The sequence below is a fragment of the Magnetovibrio blakemorei genome (assembly GCF_001746755.1).
Taxonomy (GTDB): Bacteria; Pseudomonadota; Alphaproteobacteria; order Rhodospirillales; family Magnetovibrionaceae; genus Magnetovibrio; species Magnetovibrio blakemorei.
In genome coordinates this window covers 40,207-56,137 of sequence record NZ_MCGG01000067.1, presented here as the reverse complement: position 1 = coordinate 56,137, position 15,931 = coordinate 40,207, and the positions used below count along the sequence as shown (strand labels likewise).

Here is a 15,931-nt window from a genome sequence, read left to right as displayed (position 1 = left end):
AGCGGCAAAACGACATATGTCAAGAATATGGTTAGGGGTATGGATCGCGTTATCGTGTTTGATCCGGAAGAGCAATTTGACGATTTGAAAGGGTTTTATCGTGCCGTTGATCTGGCCGATTTTCTCCGCGTCTTGGAAGATTGTTGGGACGGCAATTTCCGTTTGATCTATGTCCCTCAGGAAATGCATGAAGAGGCCGAATTGCATCAGGTCTCGCGGATCGTTCAGGCGCTCCAAGAGCCGTATAAGCTGGGCGAAAACGAACGCAAGGTGATGTTTGTTGTCGATGAAGCTCAGGACAGTTTTGGATTGCACGTTAAGCCAAAACATTCCGGCTTTGGCCGCATTATGTCCAAGGGCGGCAAGCGTGGGATTGACGTTGTGTACTTGGCCCAACGTCCCGCGGAAGTGTCGCCAAGGGCACGCGGAAACCTTGACCGGGTGGCATCGTTTGCCCTGTCATTTTCCAACGATATCGAGGCGGCGGAACGGGCCATGCAAGTGCAGGGCGCGGGGCAAATGATCCAAGAGCTTGAGCGCTTCCATCACGTCTACAGGGATGAAAACGGCGAATTGCGGATCATCCCCCCTACCTAGCTCCGTATACGTATACGGAGCGATGAAACTCCCAAAAAAAGGGAATTGGATAAACCTCAGGTTCACGCGGGCGGCGTGACTGGGGTTTTTCTTTTTTTGGGGTTTGTTGGAATGAAAAAGGTGACGGATTTGTTAAAGGCTTCCGTTCCGGTGATGATCGGGGTGGGTCTGCTGGTGTTGTTGGTCAAGTGGGGAAATGAAAACGATATCCCCGTGTTGTCCGAAATCTACGACGTAATTTCTTAAGGGGGGGGGCGGTCCAATGCGTGACGTTACCCGTGAATTGCAGTCGTTCAACGCTGTCGGCGTCGGTCAAGTTGCTAACTTGTCCTTACCTGCCGATGGTTCAACGTATCGCTACCTGATTTTGGAATTGAAGCACACCGCGTCTACGCTGTGCGCCGTTGCCGATTTCGGGACGCATATCGACAATATCAAGCTCAAGGTCAATGGTGAGCCTATGATTGATATTTCCGGTGCGGAACTGGTGATGCTCAATCAATATTACGGCTTCCCCATGGTTGCCGGTTATTTCGTGATCCCCTTCATTCGGCCTGAATTCATGGACCCGATTGAAGAGCAGCGTTTTGCGCTGGGCACAAAGGGCCTGTTGAACGTGACCCTTGAAGTCAAGATCGCGGCGGCTTCCGTAGCTCCTGAATTGCGGGCTTTCGCGAATTTGCAATGGGGCGCGGGTGGTTTGGTGTCTCGTCCTCCGGGTCAGATTTTGCGCGTGCGTTCCACGTCTTATGGCAACGTGTCGGCGGCTGGTCGTGTTGAAATTCACGACTTGCCTATTCGTGGTCCGGAAACCGGTCGCGGCGTTAAGGCGCTGCATATCAGTTCGGCGGCAATTGACAGCTTTGAAGTGCTGCTCAATGACACGAAAATCCGTGAAGTGACAACGGGCTTGTCGGATTTGATCGCGGATATCGAAAGCTTCCAAACCGTAAGCCGTACCCCTCAGGCGGGCTATACGCACCTTGATTTTTCGGGCAATCGCTACAGCGGTATTGTCCCGACACAGGGCGCAAATGGTTTCCGCTTGAAATTGGACTTTAACGCGGCTGCGGCGGCGTACACGGTTCTCCATGAGGAGGTGTTGGGGCAACCCGACTAATCTTCATCGGCTGGCACGTTGTGGGGCAGGGCGTGCCAGCCTCTCAATTTTTAAGGGGTATATGTGATGGGTTGGTTATTTGGAACTGGCACTTCGACTTCGGGGGGTGGCTCCGGTTCTGCGACTTGGGGAACGGGGTCTCTAAACGGCATTTTGGATATCTTCACCGATTGGGGTTCCAAAATTGCCGATTTGGATATTTACAAGCGGTCTATGGCGGCGGGCTTGGTGCCTACGTCTGGGCAAGCCACGTTTGGCAGTGGTGCGGGTGGCGCGCAAAGTATGGGCGATAGTTTTGCCTCTACCGATTATCAGAAAATCGGCATGTGGATCGCGGCGGCGGGTTTGATCATTGCCGTTATCGCTTTGATGAAGGGGCGTTGATCTATGGACCCGTTTACGGAGGCGCTTGGGGGCGGAACATCATTGCAGGGTGGCGATGCCGCCCCCTCTGATGCGTTTTCGGACAGTGCCGCCACAATGAGCGCAAACGCCACGTTTGGCGATGTGATCACGGGCGGTTCGGGTATCGGCTCAATGGGGGTCGTGGTTGTTGTGGCTTTGGCATTGGTGGCTTTCGCATGGTTGAGCAGACGCAAAACGTAAATTTGAAATCCGTAGCTTGGAATGAACAGGCCGCGATTTTGTTGCAGGGTGCGGCGGGTGTTGATCCCACTTACACGCTGGACGATTTGCGCCGGGAAGTTATCGAGGGGCACGCGACGTTGTATCTCGTTTCTTTGGGGGCGGATGCGTTGGGCTATGTGGTGTTGTGGGTTGATGATTTTGGGCGCACCCGTGAATTGGTGATCCAAGCGGGCGAGGCGTTCCGCAATCATAAATCAGCGGCACGGCTCACGCTTCCGGCCTTGGAGAATTTCGCCCGGTCCCGTGGTTGCGCGTCCATGCGTACCCACGTTGCGGGCGGATCGCGGTTTATCGGCTCTTTGCGGGACGCTGGTTTTCGCAAGACGGAAGTGGTGTTTAAAAAGGGCGTTGTCTAATGGCGCACCCGGCAGATATCCGGTTTCGGGAACGGTTCGGGCGCTATGGGGTGGCGGTGCATGGCGGCTCTTCGTCGTCGCAATCGTCAAGCTCAAGTTCAACGAGTTCGGATCAATATGACCAGCGCGCAACGGTAGGCGGTGACGGTTTGGCGGTGTCGGGTTCGGGTGATGTGTCTTTTACGGATTACGGCGCGATTGCCGGGGCGAAAGATGTTCTTGAGGCGGGCTTGGAGGGTGCGGCGAAGGCTGTCGAAAATGTGACCGATGCCTTTTCCCAAGCGTTCACGGAAAACAACAAGATTTTGGCCGAAAAGGTTGAGAGCGATCAAAAAGAAATTGGAATGTTGGCTTTGAAGGCTTTGATTTTGGTCGGTGCGTCGGTGGTGGCTTTGGGCATTTTGTTTAAGAGGTAAAAAGATGAGTGGTGAACCTTATAAAATCGAGCCTTATACGCTTGCCAATGGCGCGGGAATTACGCTGAATTTCGAGGGGCATTTTTTCCGCATTCTCGATTGCACGGGCGCAACGGAGCTTGATGTCGGTGTTGACGGCTACAGTCCGTATTTGGTGCCTGTTGGCGTCGGTATTCCGGTGCCTAAGGGCTTCAGTTCGATTCGCGTTGTAAACAATTCGGGCGGTGCCGTCACGTTCAACATTGGTGTCGGTGAGGGCGCGATTGACGATGGTCGTTTTCAGGCGTCGGGGACGATTTCAATATCGGGTACGGTGGATCTTGGCTTGGCGTCAAGTTATTCAACGGCGGCTGTGGTCGTAGGGGTTGCCGCTGGTCTTGTTGTTGCTGCCAATGCGGCGCGCAAGTCTGTAACCATCCAAAATTTAGGCGCGCAACCCATTTATTTGGGCGGTGCGGGTGTGACGGTGGCCGATGGTCTAGAGGTTGCGGCCAATGGCGGCGCGTTCACCTTGTCGGGTGTTTCGGCGGCGGTTTATGCGATAAGCGGCACGGCGGGGCAAGACGTGCGTGTTTTAGAAGAGGGTTAAGTCATGACCGGATTTAGCTCAAGCGGTGGCGGATCAATCAAATTAATTAATCGTCAAGTTGTGGCGGGTGTTTCCTCTGTCGATTTTACAGATGGAATTATTGATACTGCTTACAAAAACTTTATTTTTGAGGGGCATGACATTGTTACGAGTTCTGACAATGTGTCTTTGCTTTTCAAGCTATCTAGTGATGGAGGGGCAACTTTTTTATCCTCTCATTTTTACAAGACAAGAAGTGATAGGGAGGATGGGGCGGGGGGTGCTGATGGAGGAGCGGCAAGCGCGGGTCAAATTCTCATGAATATTGTAGGTGAGGGTTTAGGAACAACTGCGGGAAACTCTGGGGAATTTACCTTAGAGTTAAAAAACCCTTCAAATCCTGTGTATTTTAAAAGCTGTCATTGGTCTGGCACGCATTGGCGTGCTGCTCATATGGTTCGCAATCAAGGATCGGGTGGAGTTGGCACAGGTGCGGAGATTAACGCCGTAAGTTTTCTTTTAACGGCTGGTTTGGTGTCTGGTGAATTTTCTATTTACGGGGTGCTGTGATGCAAAAAAGCGTTAATGGCAAATTGGTTGATTTGAGCGCGGCGGAGATTGCTGTTCGTCAAGCTGAGGAAGTGGCTTGGGCGGCGGGGCAAGCCCGGCGTGATGCTGAGGCGGCTATCTTGGCCTTAGAGGCGTCAATCAGTGATAGGCGACAACGTGAGGCGGTTTTAGGTGACGCGGTGGCGCTTGCCTTCATTCAGGACGTGGAGGCGCAAATTGCCGCCTTGCGTCCGTTGGTGGTGTGATGCGATGGCTATTTTTAACCTTTGGAGTTGGGCTATTTGCCCTGTGGCGGTGGCGGATGAATGAGGCTCAGTTGGTGTTAGCCAGGACGGCTTATGGTGAGGCGCGGGGCGAAGGCTACGCGGGAATGCAAGCCGTTGCCAACGTGGTGATGCGGCGCGCAACCTTGGGCGGCTGGTGGGGCGATAGCGTCATTTCCGTATGCATGAAAAAAGCACAATTTACCGCATGGAACCAAAACGACCCCAACGCGGCGTTGATCCGCACCAAAGAGCCGAATAAGGGCGATGCGCTTTTTGATCTGGCTTATGAAATCGCGGGCTTGGCGATTGCGGGCGATCTGCCCGATGTGACGGGCGGGGCAACCCATTATTACAATCCGCGCATTGTCACGCCCACATGGATCAGCGCTTTTAATGAAACGGCGGTCGTTGGCCAGCATCGTTTCGGGGTGGCTTAGATGGTCAATATTTTGTTGTGGGCTTTGTCGGGTGTGGTGGCGTGGGAATGGTTCAACAATCGCGCTGAGGATGGCGAAACAACGCCCGAATTGATTTCGGCGCAAGTGAAGTGGATTTTGTTTGCGGGCGTGGCGGCGTGGTTGGGTTGGCGCTGGTTAAAGAAAAGGGGCGCGTGATGGAATTGTTTAACGCTGTTCGCGAGGTGTTGGGCATGGGTGGCGATGCCGCGACGGTGTTGCTTGCCTTCGCCTTGTGGAAGTTTGATCGTCGTCTGTTGCGTCTGGAAATCAAGGCGGGCAAGGAAATCTAATGGGTTTTTTTGGTAAAATCTTCGGCACGGAAGCGGCTTTGCAGGGCGTTGTGTCCGGTGTGACCCGTGGCCTAGATGCGTTGGTGTATACCGACGAAGAAAAGGCCGGGGATGCGGCAAAGGATCGCTCTGAGGCGCGCAAGATGGTGGTTGAGTGGATGGCTTCAACCCAAGGGCAAAGTTTGGCGCGGCGCTTGTTGGCGCTGATTATTACGGCGGTTTGGTTGCTGCAATATTTGACCAGCATGGCGCTTGATTTGGTGGCGATTTGGGAGGTCAACCCGGTCAATTTGCAGTTGGCTTCTAGCGTCATTGGGGAGCGCGCCGGGGCGATGAATGGCGCGATGATGTTAATTCTAGGGTTTTACTTTGCGGCTCCGCACATGGGCGACATTGCCAAGGCGGCGCTTTTGAAATTTGGGGGCAAATCATGAGCAAGATTTTAAGCCGTCGTGAGCAGGTTTTTGCGGCGCGTAAGGGTGGCGGTGCGACGGGTGAAAATCCCTATCGCAACGGCAAGAGCGGCCTTTTGGTGAAGGGCTGGAAATATGTTGACGGCGTTCCCGTCAAGGTCAAGGGGTGAGGTTATGGCTGTACGGCGTAAAAAATCAAAGTCGCGGGTGGGCTTGAAAAAGGGCACGTCCAAACTCAAAAAGGGTTATCGCTACGCCAAGGGCGGGCGTGTGGTGAAGGCGAAGGGTTAAGATCATGTCGACTTGGACGGACTATGTTCCCGACTGGCTCAAAACCACGGCTTTTGACGCAAGTCAATGGGACTGGTCTGTTCCGGCGTGGTTTTCGTCTGGTTCTGAAAATGGCGCGGAAATCATTGACCAGTCATGGATTGATGAAATCGAAAGCGCATGGGCGCGGGAAGATGCAATCAAAAAATACACTCCATGGGTGGTGGGGTTGGTCATGGTCTTTTTGCTGTGGCGCGCATTTTTGCGATAATGCGGGCGATGTGCGTTTCTGAGACGTTGAAATGCGTGGCAAGCTGGGGGTTGGTCCAGCCTGTCGCGCATTTTTGCATGATCGCTCGATCACGTTTTTGCCGGGTGATATCGGCGGCTTCCAAGTTGGCCCATTTTTCCAGCACGTCGCGAGGGATGCCTGTTTCCTGTTCGGTTTGCAAGATGGCGCGGTGACGATCAAGCCCTTGCCACATGCGCGCCCTGAGCACGGCGCGGGCGTCTTTGAGCTTGTCGCGGTGGCGGTTGACGTTGGCGTTGTCGAGGACTCTTTTCGCGTCATTTTCGGCTTGAAAGCGCAAAGTATGAGCGAGCTTTTCAAGGTAGTTTGCCATGCCGATTTTGTCGGGTGGGGGTAACGCAACCATGAAAGTTTCCAGTGCCATAGGGGAGAAATGGGCATTGTATGACCAATGCCGTCAACCTACGGGCTTACGTAGGTGTGGGGGCGAAGATCACTAGATGGTGTGTGAAAGCGCGCCAAGCCTTTGAAATGAAAATCTTAAGCCGATTTTCCATAATATACATTATGCGATTAACGGGAATATTCGTATGTGACTGCGCGCTACGATTACGTGGCCCCCCCCCATTCTTCCAAGCTTCTGTGAAAACTACCGAATGCATTCCTCAACACAGTGATTTCAAATTGGAGCGGCAGCGGTTAAATTGTCGCCATCACCCAATTGATTCTCAAACACCCCCTTTAAAGAAAGTACCTGCCATGACTGCGTGCCCGTGTAATTCCGGTAAAGATTTTGATGAGTGTTGTGGGCCGATCTTGGCTGACCCCAGCACGGCTCTGACCGCGGAGGCTTTGATGCGCTCGCGTTATACGGCGCACGTCAAAGATGATTTTGATCACGTTGCCAACACCCACGCCAAGTCTGCGCAGAGCAGCTACAACAAAGCCGCCGCCAAGGCGCAATCGGTGGACACCGAATGGGTTGGTCTGGAAATCACCGAAACCACCGGTGGCGGCGCGGACGACGAGGTGGGCACCGTGACCTTTACGGCGCGCTTTAACGAAGCCGGACAATTGCATGCGCACCGAGAACGCGCCGATTTTATCCGCGAAAACGGCCGCTGGGTCTACTTGGACGGCAAAATCAATCCCAACTTGGAGCCGCGCCGGGTCGACAAGGTCGGGCGCAATGATCCCTGCCCCTGTGGTTCCGGCAAAAAGTTCAAAAAGTGTTGTGGCGCCTGATATTGCCGTTGATGGCCTAGACTGAATGAGGGGACGCCGTGGATCGGCATTTTAACTGTATCGGTTGTGGCAAATGCTGTCAGGGGTGGTTGCCGCTGGGCCTGGACGACGCCATCCGCCACGCCGATCTGTTGCCGCTATTTTTGCTGTTCACGCCCGTGCGTCCCGGCGGTAAGTCGTTTGAGATCACCGCCAAATATGGCCTTTTGACCAAAACGTCTAAAAAGAAGCCGATCGCTGTGCGGATCACCGCCCTGTCCTACCTGCCGCTGCATACGCCCTGCCCGGCGTTGCTGCCCGATGGCCTGTGCGCGGTTCACGAAACCAAGCCGCAACGGTGCCGCACCATGCCACTGTCGGGCAGCCGCGCCGAAGACGATCAAACCGATCTGTTGATTCCCAAGGCCGGATGGGAGTGTGACATCTCAACCGAAGCCCCGGTCGTTTACGCCGATAAAGTCATTACGGAGCGGACCCAATTCATCGCGGAACGTCGCCAGTTAGAGGCTGATGCCGCCATTTTGCGCCCATTTGGCGAATTCATGATGGCAGGCCTGCCCGCCTTGCGCCAAGACATCGATAAAATGGCGCTGCGCCCCCAAGGCGGTCATGTGGTGGTGAGCTTCTTCCCCCTTCTGACACGCTTAGGGACCGTTGATGTGGTGGATTTTGCCGCAAAACAATCGATAGTGTTGCAGAAATTCGTGGACTTCACCTGCGATAAACCAGAGTTTTCCAGCGAACACGGGCGCTATCAGGCGGCTTTAGACGAATATGGCAAGGTTTTGAAAGTTTAAGGCGAAATGTCTTGTGTCTGCCAAGGCCTCTCGGGATAATCGACGCATGAGCAAATCTACCCCCCTCCCCAAAAACGACTTAGACGGTCTTCTGGACCTGATGGCGCGGTTGCGCTCGCCCGATGGCGGGTGCCCGTGGGATTTGGAGCAGACCTTCGCCACCATTGCACCCCACACCATCGAAGAAGCCTATGAAGTCGCCGATGCCATCGAACACGGCGACATGGACCATTTGAAGGACGAACTGGGCGATTTGCTGTTCCAGGTGGTGTTTTACGCCCAGATGGCCAAGGAACAAGGCGCGTTCGACTTTCACGCCATCGCCGCTACGATTACCGAAAAGATGATCCGTCGCCACCCCCATGTGTTCGGCACCCAAGTGGGCATCGATGACGCCCAGGCCCAAGTGGACAATTGGGAAGCGCTGAAGGCTGATGAGCGCAAAACCAAGGCAAAAGGCGCAAATGTCGATCAGCCCACCGGAGCTCTGGCCGATGTCAGCCGAGGCTTCCCGGCCTTGATGCGCGCCCACAAGCTGCAAAAACGCGCCGCACGAGTGGGCTTTGACTGGCCCGGCGTGGCCCCCGTGTTCGACAAATTTCGCGAAGAAGTGGCCGAGCTTGAAGCTGAAATCACAACCCATGATGAACGCGCCATCGAACACGAAATTGGCGATTTGCTGTTTACCTGCGTCAACTTGGCGCGCAAGTTGGGTGTGGATTCCGAAGTGGCGCTGGGGCGCGCCAATGGCCGCTTCGAAAACCGTTTTGGTTATATTGAACAGAGCCTGTGGGCCCAAGGTCAAACCGTCGAAGGCACCGCCTTGGATGAACTGGACCGCCTGTGGGACGAAGCGAAGACCGCCCAAAACGCAGATAGCCAAAACGCAGACAAAGGACCAAAAGACCAATGAAACTCAAATCCGTTCTGGTTAAGTTTTTAGGCTTAGGGCTAATGGGCGCGCTGTTGGCGTCGTGTTATCTGCCGGCGCGGTTCGATGCGGAAATCGAGCTCGACAAGGCTGGTTATTATTCCGTGAAGTTCGACGGCTACTTGGCCGATTTGACGCTCTATCAGGGCCTCAAAGATGGCAAGATTTCACCCGCGGAAGAAAAAGAAAAAATCGCCGTGATCGAGCGCGATTTCAAACGCGACACCGCCACCAAAGAATTCCAGTACTACAAACAAGGCCATTTCAAGCTGAAATGGGAAATCGCGGGCGATCTCTTAAAAAACAAAACCATGACCTTCATTCGTCGCAACGAATTGATTTTACAGCTAAAATACGTTGAAAATTCTGGCTACATTGTGCTCGAAGGCAAATCCATTTCGGCAGACAACCGCCAGCGGCTTTGGGATATGGGCCTGAACATGCAAGGTCAAATCCGCGTTAAAACTGACCTGCCCGTCAAAAGCGACAACGCCACGTCAAAAAAGAAAGACCCCAAAGATCCGCGCTTCATGTGGCTGGTGTGGGACGTCAAAGACATCAAAAGCCCCCGTCCCCGCGCGGTGTTCATCATCGAATAACTGCTCATACTGAACTGCAAAAAATACGGGCGGAAGACCTTCGCGTCTGCCGCCCGCTTTTTTATGATGGAGGTTGAGGTTCTAAGCTGACCGAACGTCGTTGAGGAACGTATCCACGGTGGCGCGGAGCATTTCGGATTGCTTGGACAATTCTTTGGATGCCGCCAAAACTTCACCCGCTGCATGGCCGGTTTCGCTGGCCCCGTGGGTGACTTTGACAGTGTTGGTCGTCACCTCCTTGGTGCCAATCGCCGCTTGTTCAACGTTGCGGGCAATTTCCGAAGTGGCCGCGCCCTGCTCTTCAACCGCCGCAGCAATGGTTGATGATATCTCATTGATTTGGTTCATAATACCGCCAATGGACCCAATGGCGTGAACCGCATCTTGTGTGGCGCTTTGGATGCCGCTGATGTGGCTGGAAATTTCTTCCGTTGCTTTGGCCGTTTGGTTGGCGAGGTTCTTCACTTCGGAGGCCACCACCGCAAAGCCCTTGCCCGCTTCGCCCGCGCGGGCCGCTTCGATGGTTGCGTTCAGGGCCAGCAGGTTGGTCTGATCCGCGATGTCGGTGATTAAGGCCACCACGGCACCAATCTTGTTGGCGGCCTCGGCCAATCCTTGGACTTTGGTGTTGGCCCCCTGGACTTCGGACACGGCCGTTCCCGCAATTTGCGAGGACTGCGACACTTGACGTGAAATTTCCGAAATCGATGCCGACAGTTCTTCCGCCGCACTGGCCACAGTTTGCACATTGGCGGACGCTTGTTCGGACGCACTGGCGACGCTGGTTGACAGTCTCATGGTTTGCTCTGCCGTGCCGCTCATGGACTGAGACGACGATTGAAGCTCCGTCGCCGCAGAAGAGACGGTTTGGATCATAGCCGCCGCATCTTGATCAAATTTTTGCGTCAACGCGGCAATGCGTTCGGCCCGCTGTTTCTGGGCACGTTCAACTTCTTTGTGTTGCTCATCAAGGGCTTCTGCACGGATCATTTCTTGTTTGAAGATGTTGACGGCTTGGGCCATGCCACCGACTTCGTCACCACGCTCAAGCCCTGGAATGTCGTGGCTCTTATTCCCACCTGATAGTTCCCGCATGGTCACAGACAAAGCATTCACGGGACCGGATATGCCCCGACCTATGGCAATGGCAAACGCCACCACCAAGCTCAACACAACCGCAAACACAACCGCAAAAACCATCGCCTGATTGTAAAATGCCGTATTCACATCATCGATATACACACCCGTACCCACAACCCATTCCCACGGGGTGAATCCGCCAACGTATGAAATTTTGGGTTGAGGCTTATCAAAGCCCGGCTTGGCCCACATGTATGGCACAAATCCAGCACCCTTGTTGCGCACCGTATCGGCAAACGCTGTGAACAAGGCAAATCCGTTGGGATCTTTGATGTCCGACAGGTCTTTCCCGTTGAGGGCGGGTTTTAACGGGTGCATGACCATAATAACATCAAGATCATTGATCCAAACGTAGTTGCCATCGTCATAACGCAAGTCAGCGACTGCCAACTTCGCTTTTTCTTGTGCTTCGGCCTTTGTGAGTTGCCCGCTATGGGACATCGCCTCAAAATGAGCAATGACAGACAGGGTGGTTTCGACAATACTTTTGGTTTTCTGCTGGCGACTGTCCATCATTTCACTGCGCAGCGCGTACAGGCTGATGGAAAAAATCACCATCATACCCACTGCGACCAAAGCGACAATCAACATCAACTTTTTATTTATGGGGAGGTTTTGCAAGAACATAACACGCACCTATTCTGGCCTGACGACACCCGTCGGACATAAGGCACCTGTTTAACAGTACAAAATTGCCATTGGAATGACTGTTTTTTGCAATACAGCATCGCTCTCAGTGCAATGCAAAATATGGATTTTTGCGTAACGTTACCAAACGGAGAGCACTTAGTCTTCGCGGCGCAAGCGTTTGATGAGGCTCGAGGTATCCCAGCGTTTGCCAGCCCCACCGTCCATGGCCTGAACGTCTTTGTAAAACTGGTCGACCAAGGCCGTTACCGGCATTTGCGCGCCGTTTTGTTCGGCTTCCGCCAGAACGATGCCCAAATCTTTGCGCATCCAATCGACGGCGAAGCCGAAATCGAATTTATTATCGACCATGGTGGTGCCGCGGTTTTCCATCTGCCACGACTGCGCCGCGCCTTTGGAAATCACGTCGAGCACCAGTTTGCTGTCCAGCCCGGCGCGTTCGGAAAAGTTGAGCGCTTCCGACAAGCCCTGCAACATCCCCGCGATGCACACCTGGTTGACCATTTTGGTGAGCTGGCCGCTGCCGCTGGGTCCCATCAAGGTGACGGCGCGGGCAAACGTGTCAATGGCGGGCTGAGCCTTTTGAAAGGCGGCTGCATCGCCACCACACATCACCGTGAGAGCGCCATTTTTAGCCCCCGCTTCGCCGCCCGAAACCGGCGCATCGATAAAATGAAACCCGTGCTCATTGCCCAGGGCATACAATTCGCGGGCAACAATTGCGGATGCGGTGGTGTTGTCGACGAAAATGGCCCCGGCCTTCATGCCGGAAAACGCGCCATTTTCACCCAACACGACAGCGCGCAAATCATTGTCGTTGCCCACACAGGCAAACACGATGTCGGCATCGTGGGCGGCTTTGGCGGGGGTGTCGGCGCTTGTTCCGCCAAACTCGGCTACCCAGGCAACCGCTTTTTGCGCCGTGCGGTTATAGACCGTGGTTTCGTAACCTGCTTTTTGCAGATAGCCCGCCATGTGATAACCCATGACGCCAAGACCCAGAAATGCCGTTTTCATTTTAAATGCTCCGTTTTCAAACGTTTGACAGAACCTTACCCAGCGCATCGAAGGTATGTTCATTGGGGGCAAGTAACAACTGATCCCCTTGGCCATAACGGCCCGAAATGTAAAGGCTTTTGTCCTTGCGAAGCCGGGCATAGCCTGCGGCTTCTTCAATCATCAAGGTGCCGGCAGCGTGATCCCACGGCATCAAGGCCCCACCGTAGTGGGCAAAATGGATCTTGCCCACCAGTAAATCCAAGTATTCCCGCCCGCAGCAGTGATAGCGCACCAGATGCAGGGGCAGTCCTGGTTCTCCGGCTTCTTTCAGCGCTTTGATTTTTTTGCGTGTGCCATCGCCCAACGACCCGGTCATGTGTTCTAAGTCGTCAGGCGGCGTGATGGTGAGGCGTTGGCCACCGATATACACACCGCGGCCCCTTTGGACCTGCGCGCACACCCCCGCAACGGGATCGAGAATCCAGCCCATTTGCGTCTGCCCGTTTTCAATCAACGCGCAGATCATCGCAAAACAGGGCTTGTTGGCGGCGAAGTTCCCGGTTCCATCGAGAGGATCAATGACCCATACGGGTTGGCCGGAACTGAGGCGTTGAAGGAGGTCTGGGTTGTGAAAGCATTCTTCTTCGCCGACCGTGGTGCTTTCGGGCAAGAGTTTGCTTAAACCTTCGATCAGACGGTTTTCAGCTTCCAAATCGGCTTTTGTGACGATGTCGCCGGGGCCGCGTTTGGCTTGGATGTCGGTGCGTTCAAGACGCCCAAAACGCGACAGAACTTCTTGTTCCGCCACGTCCCGCATGAGATTTTCAACGTCTTGCAACAAAGTGTTCATGGGCACCATATTTCGACATCATGAGCCGATGTACAAGCCATGAATCACATATACCAGCTTTTAAGGCCCTGTTTTTTAGGGCGAATAGGTATCGCGGTCGCGCTTAAAGCCGGCCTTCAAGGCATCCAGGTATAAAAACGTCGCCGCGTCTCGTTCGCCCTTTTGCCGCATCGCGCGCACGATGTAGGCGCAAAAGGCAACGGCTTCCGCCTTGCCGTGCAGTCCAAAGACTTCCGAAATTTCCTTAAGACCGTCATGGGTGATTTTACGCGCCATGACATTCAGCTGTGATTTAACGAAGCGATTTTTTTCGCGCCATTTGCGCTGTGCTTCCGTGGTGGCCATTGCTCTTCCCTTCCGCCCATTCTGGGAACCGCTCGACGCAACACACGACCCAGAACACGCTTCCAGACACGCACGATACACCTGCGGCATTCAACTTAAGTCGTCCATTATCTACTAGTAGCCACCCACTTGTCAACAGTTAAATCAAACAAAAACAGATATTTCTCAGACATCGACTCGCAAAGGGTCAGGTTGCAGCGCCCTGAGCGCGCAACCGTGTGGAATTATATTTGGGAAAGGCGTTTGGAAGCGGGAAAACCCCTTAGCGCTTCATTTGTTCAAAGCGTCGCGCATTGCTGGGTTCGAACCGCACCGTTAAATGCACGCCGTCATCGGCGTCGGTGCGCTCAAGAACTTCGCCGTTGGTATACATCCAAGACATCAGTTTGCCTTCCGTGGGCGATAGGCACACGGTGATGGTTTCATGAGAACTTGAAAGCCGTTCTTCGATGAGGGCCAAGAACGTCTCAAGCCCCTCCCCGCTCACCGCCGACATCAACACCACCGGTGGATCGGCGCGTTTGGCGATGTTGGACTGCAGTTCATAGTCGTCTGGGCTGAGAACGTCGCATTTGTTGCGCACTTCAATCATCGCGCTGCCGACCCGTTCATCATCCACGCCAAGGCCCTTGAGAACGCTTTCCACATCGGCTTTTTGCGCTTCACTGTCGGGATGGGAAATATCGCGCACATGGACGATGATTTCCGCTTCCAACACCTCTTCCAAGGTGGCATGAAACGCTTCGACCAGTTCATGGGGCAAGTTGGAAATGAAACCCACCGTGTCGGACAGGATAATGTTGGTCCCTGACGGCAACTCAAGGCCCCGCATGGTCGGGTCCAAGGTGGCAAACAACTGGTCTTTGACGAACACGTCGGAATGGGTCAAGCGATTGAACAAAGTCGATTTGCCCGCGTTGGTGTAGCCCACCAGCGCGACAATGGGATATGGCACCTTGCGGCGCGCTTCTCTGTGCAATTCGCGAGTGCGTTTGACCTCCACCAGCTGTTTTTTGAGCTTGGTGATGCGCTGATCAATCAACCGTCTGTCGACTTCGATCTGGCTTTCACCCGGTCCCCCCATAAACCCGGCGCCGCCGCGTTGGCGTTCCAAGTGGGTCCAAGACCGAACCAGCCGAGAGCGTTGATACGATTGGTGTGCCAGTTCAACTTGCAAACGCCCTTCCTTGGTGCGCGCGCGTTCGCCGAAAATTTCCAAGATGATGCCGGTGCGGTCCAGCACTTTGGCTTCCCAGGCGCGTTCCAAGTTACGCTGCTGCACAGGGCTAAGCTGCGCATCGATCACCACCACACCGACGTCACGGCTCTTGATGATGGCGTCTAAGCGCTCAACGGTCCCCTTACCGAAATATGATCCCGGCTTGAGATCGGTGACGGAGACGATTTGCGTCTCAACGATGTCCAGCTCAATGGCTTCGGACAAGCCAACGATTTCATCCAGGCGCGCTTCGGGGCCGCGCACAGAGGCCCCGCCTTCTTTGCGCGAAGTCTTTTTCAGATGGGGGTGGATGACCAGGCAGCGTTCACCGCGCGCAAAACCGTCGACGTCATGCAAAATGCCGTCGCTTGGGCGTGAGTCTTCGCGCAGAGAACGCTCCTCCCCTCCAGGGCGTTGCGGATGCTCTTCCTCGCCGACTTTGCCGATATCCCGATTGGGCTCAGAGTTTTCCTCTTCACCTAAATCGACGGGACCATCGTCAGACGTATCAGATGACAAAGTATGTCATTCCTCTACGTCGTCTGCCGTTTCCGGCTCGAACAGCTGGATGGGCTGTGACGGCATAATGGTCGAGATCGCGTGCTTGTAAACAAGCTGGGTGTGCCCATCGCGGCGCAACAGCACCGAGAAGTTATCAAACCACGTCGCGATGCCCTGAAGCTTAACGCCGTTCACCAAAAAGACGGTGATGGGTGTTTTTTGTTTGCGAATGTGATTGAGAAACACGTCTTGAACGTTTTGTGATTTTTCCGAAGCCATGGTTGCTTCCTTACTTACAACATTATCAGCCAAGACCCGCCGGAAACGGAATCAGAGCCATTATTTTTTTTCCATGTAGGCCAAATATGCGGAGAAGAAGCGAGAGGATTGTTTCCCCTTTTTATCGCCCCACTATGAAGGCCCCCCCAGATGGAA

At 54.2% G+C, this 15,931-nt stretch carries 27 protein-coding genes; 20 read left to right on the top strand and 7 right to left on the bottom strand.

Annotated elements, in window-relative coordinates; translation table 11 throughout:
- Positions 1-39 precede the first annotated feature (39 nt).
- From BEN30_RS15160 to BEN30_RS15105, 16 genes are all read left to right on the top strand, one after another.
- Complete coding sequence (locus BEN30_RS15160; protein WP_069959157.1) at positions 40-597, top strand: P-loop NTPase family protein; 558 nt, start codon at positions 40-42, stop codon at positions 595-597.
- Between the two features lie 111 nt (positions 598-708).
- Positions 709-843: a hypothetical protein gene (locus BEN30_RS19145; RefSeq protein ID WP_281201847.1), complete on the top strand. Its 135-nt coding sequence runs from the start codon at positions 709-711 to the stop codon at positions 841-843.
- 16 nt (positions 844-859) lie between these two features.
- Entirely contained in the window at positions 860-1,717 is an 858-nt protein-coding gene (locus BEN30_RS15155; protein ID WP_069959156.1) for a major capsid protein P2, read from the top strand.
- Positions 1,718-1,783: 66 nt separating this feature from the next.
- A complete protein-coding gene (locus BEN30_RS15150; protein ID WP_139135065.1) occupies positions 1,784-2,101 on the top strand; it encodes a hypothetical protein in 318 nt (105 codons plus the stop codon).
- A 3-nt stretch (positions 2,102-2,104) separates the two neighbouring features.
- Entirely contained in the window at positions 2,105-2,323 is a 219-nt protein-coding gene (locus BEN30_RS15145) for a hypothetical protein (RefSeq protein WP_069959154.1), read from the top strand.
- Entirely contained in the window at positions 2,299-2,721 is a 423-nt protein-coding gene (locus BEN30_RS15140) for a hypothetical protein (RefSeq protein ID WP_069959153.1), read from the top strand. Before BEN30_RS15145 ends, BEN30_RS15140 begins: the two co-directional genes overlap by 25 nt.
- Positions 2,721-3,137, top strand: coding sequence for a hypothetical protein (locus BEN30_RS15135; RefSeq protein ID WP_069959152.1), 417 nt, complete (start codon positions 2,721-2,723; stop codon positions 3,135-3,137). Before BEN30_RS15140 ends, BEN30_RS15135 begins: the two co-directional genes overlap by 1 nt.
- Positions 3,138-3,141: 4 nt before the next feature.
- The gene (locus BEN30_RS15130) at positions 3,142-3,726 is read left to right on the top strand and encodes a hypothetical protein (protein ID WP_069959151.1); all 585 of its coding nucleotides are present in this window, start codon (positions 3,142-3,144) and stop codon (positions 3,724-3,726) included.
- Between the two features lie 3 nt (positions 3,727-3,729).
- Positions 3,730-4,275 carry a hypothetical protein gene (locus BEN30_RS15125; protein ID WP_069959150.1) on the top strand — a complete coding sequence of 182 codons (546 nt, stop codon included), beginning with the start codon at positions 3,730-3,732 and terminating at the stop codon, positions 4,273-4,275.
- Positions 4,275-4,520 (top strand): hypothetical protein, encoded by a 246-nt coding sequence (locus BEN30_RS15120; RefSeq protein ID WP_069959149.1) that lies wholly within the window; start codon positions 4,275-4,277, stop codon positions 4,518-4,520. The genes BEN30_RS15125 and BEN30_RS15120 overlap by 1 nt, the downstream gene beginning before the upstream one ends.
- Before the next feature lie 56 nt (positions 4,521-4,576).
- Complete coding sequence (locus tag BEN30_RS15115; RefSeq protein WP_069959148.1) at positions 4,577-4,978, top strand: cell wall hydrolase; 402 nt, start codon at positions 4,577-4,579, stop codon at positions 4,976-4,978.
- Positions 4,979-5,155, top strand: coding sequence for a hypothetical protein (locus BEN30_RS18725; RefSeq protein ID WP_170827084.1), 177 nt, complete (start codon positions 4,979-4,981; stop codon positions 5,153-5,155).
- Positions 5,155-5,289, top strand: a complete 135-nt coding sequence (locus tag BEN30_RS19140) for a hypothetical protein (RefSeq protein WP_281201846.1) — start codon at positions 5,155-5,157, stop codon at positions 5,287-5,289. The genes BEN30_RS18725 and BEN30_RS19140 overlap by 1 nt, the downstream gene beginning before the upstream one ends.
- The gene (locus tag BEN30_RS15110; protein WP_069959147.1) at positions 5,289-5,723 is read left to right on the top strand and encodes a hypothetical protein; all 435 of its coding nucleotides are present in this window, start codon (positions 5,289-5,291) and stop codon (positions 5,721-5,723) included. Before BEN30_RS19140 ends, BEN30_RS15110 begins: the two co-directional genes overlap by 1 nt.
- A complete protein-coding gene (locus BEN30_RS18720) occupies positions 5,720-5,872 on the top strand; it encodes a hypothetical protein (RefSeq protein ID WP_170827083.1) in 153 nt (50 codons plus the stop codon). Before BEN30_RS15110 ends, BEN30_RS18720 begins: the two co-directional genes overlap by 4 nt.
- Before the next feature lie 125 nt (positions 5,873-5,997).
- On the top strand, positions 5,998-6,243 hold the full coding sequence (locus tag BEN30_RS15105) for a hypothetical protein (protein ID WP_069959146.1): 246 nt from the start codon (positions 5,998-6,000) through the stop codon (positions 6,241-6,243).
- Here BEN30_RS15105 and BEN30_RS15100 read toward each other — a convergent pair.
- Positions 6,206-6,628: a helix-turn-helix domain-containing protein gene (locus BEN30_RS15100; RefSeq protein WP_139135064.1), complete on the bottom strand. Its 423-nt coding sequence runs from the start codon at positions 6,626-6,628 to the stop codon at positions 6,206-6,208. The genes BEN30_RS15105 and BEN30_RS15100 overlap by 38 nt on opposite strands.
- Before the next feature lie 353 nt (positions 6,629-6,981).
- On the opposite strand from BEN30_RS15100, the gene BEN30_RS15095 reads away from it, so the two are divergent.
- The 4 genes from BEN30_RS15095 to BEN30_RS15080 are packed head-to-tail and all read left to right on the top strand — an operon-like array spanning position 6,982 to position 9,794.
- Entirely contained in the window at positions 6,982-7,467 is a 486-nt protein-coding gene (locus tag BEN30_RS15095) for a YchJ family protein (protein ID WP_069959144.1), read from the top strand.
- Between the two features lie 38 nt (positions 7,468-7,505).
- On the top strand, positions 7,506-8,264 hold the full coding sequence (locus BEN30_RS15090; protein WP_084005628.1) for a YkgJ family cysteine cluster protein: 759 nt from the start codon (positions 7,506-7,508) through the stop codon (positions 8,262-8,264).
- A gap of 46 nt (positions 8,265-8,310) precedes the next feature.
- Positions 8,311-9,177, top strand: a complete 867-nt coding sequence (gene mazG / locus BEN30_RS15085; protein WP_069959142.1) for a nucleoside triphosphate pyrophosphohydrolase — start codon at positions 8,311-8,313, stop codon at positions 9,175-9,177.
- Positions 9,174-9,794 (top strand): hypothetical protein, encoded by a 621-nt coding sequence (locus BEN30_RS15080; protein WP_139135063.1) that lies wholly within the window; start codon positions 9,174-9,176, stop codon positions 9,792-9,794. The genes mazG and BEN30_RS15080 overlap by 4 nt, the downstream gene beginning before the upstream one ends.
- Positions 9,795-9,875: 81 nt before the next feature.
- Here the strand turns inward: BEN30_RS15080 and BEN30_RS15075 are convergent, their stop codons facing one another.
- From BEN30_RS15075 to hfq, 6 genes are all read right to left on the bottom strand, one after another.
- Positions 9,876-11,561 carry a methyl-accepting chemotaxis protein gene (locus BEN30_RS15075; protein WP_069959140.1) on the bottom strand — a complete coding sequence of 562 codons (1,686 nt, stop codon included), beginning with the start codon at positions 11,559-11,561 and terminating at the stop codon, positions 9,876-9,878.
- Positions 11,562-11,720: 159 nt separating this feature from the next.
- A complete protein-coding gene (locus BEN30_RS15070) occupies positions 11,721-12,599 on the bottom strand; it encodes an NAD(P)-dependent oxidoreductase (protein WP_170827082.1) in 879 nt (292 codons plus the stop codon).
- A 16-nt stretch (positions 12,600-12,615) separates the two neighbouring features.
- Positions 12,616-13,431, bottom strand: coding sequence for an inositol monophosphatase family protein (locus BEN30_RS15065; RefSeq protein WP_069959195.1), 816 nt, complete (start codon positions 13,429-13,431; stop codon positions 12,616-12,618).
- A 75-nt stretch (positions 13,432-13,506) separates the two neighbouring features.
- Positions 13,507-13,776: a hypothetical protein gene (locus BEN30_RS15060; protein ID WP_069959138.1), complete on the bottom strand. Its 270-nt coding sequence runs from the start codon at positions 13,774-13,776 to the stop codon at positions 13,507-13,509.
- A gap of 262 nt (positions 13,777-14,038) precedes the next feature.
- The gene (gene hflX / locus BEN30_RS15055) at positions 14,039-15,355 is read right to left on the bottom strand and encodes a GTPase HflX (RefSeq protein WP_069959194.1); all 1,317 of its coding nucleotides are present in this window, start codon (positions 15,353-15,355) and stop codon (positions 14,039-14,041) included.
- A gap of 165 nt (positions 15,356-15,520) precedes the next feature.
- The gene (gene hfq, locus BEN30_RS15050; RefSeq protein ID WP_069959137.1) at positions 15,521-15,775 is read right to left on the bottom strand and encodes an RNA chaperone Hfq; all 255 of its coding nucleotides are present in this window, start codon (positions 15,773-15,775) and stop codon (positions 15,521-15,523) included.
- Between the last annotated feature and the right edge of the window lie 156 nt (positions 15,776-15,931).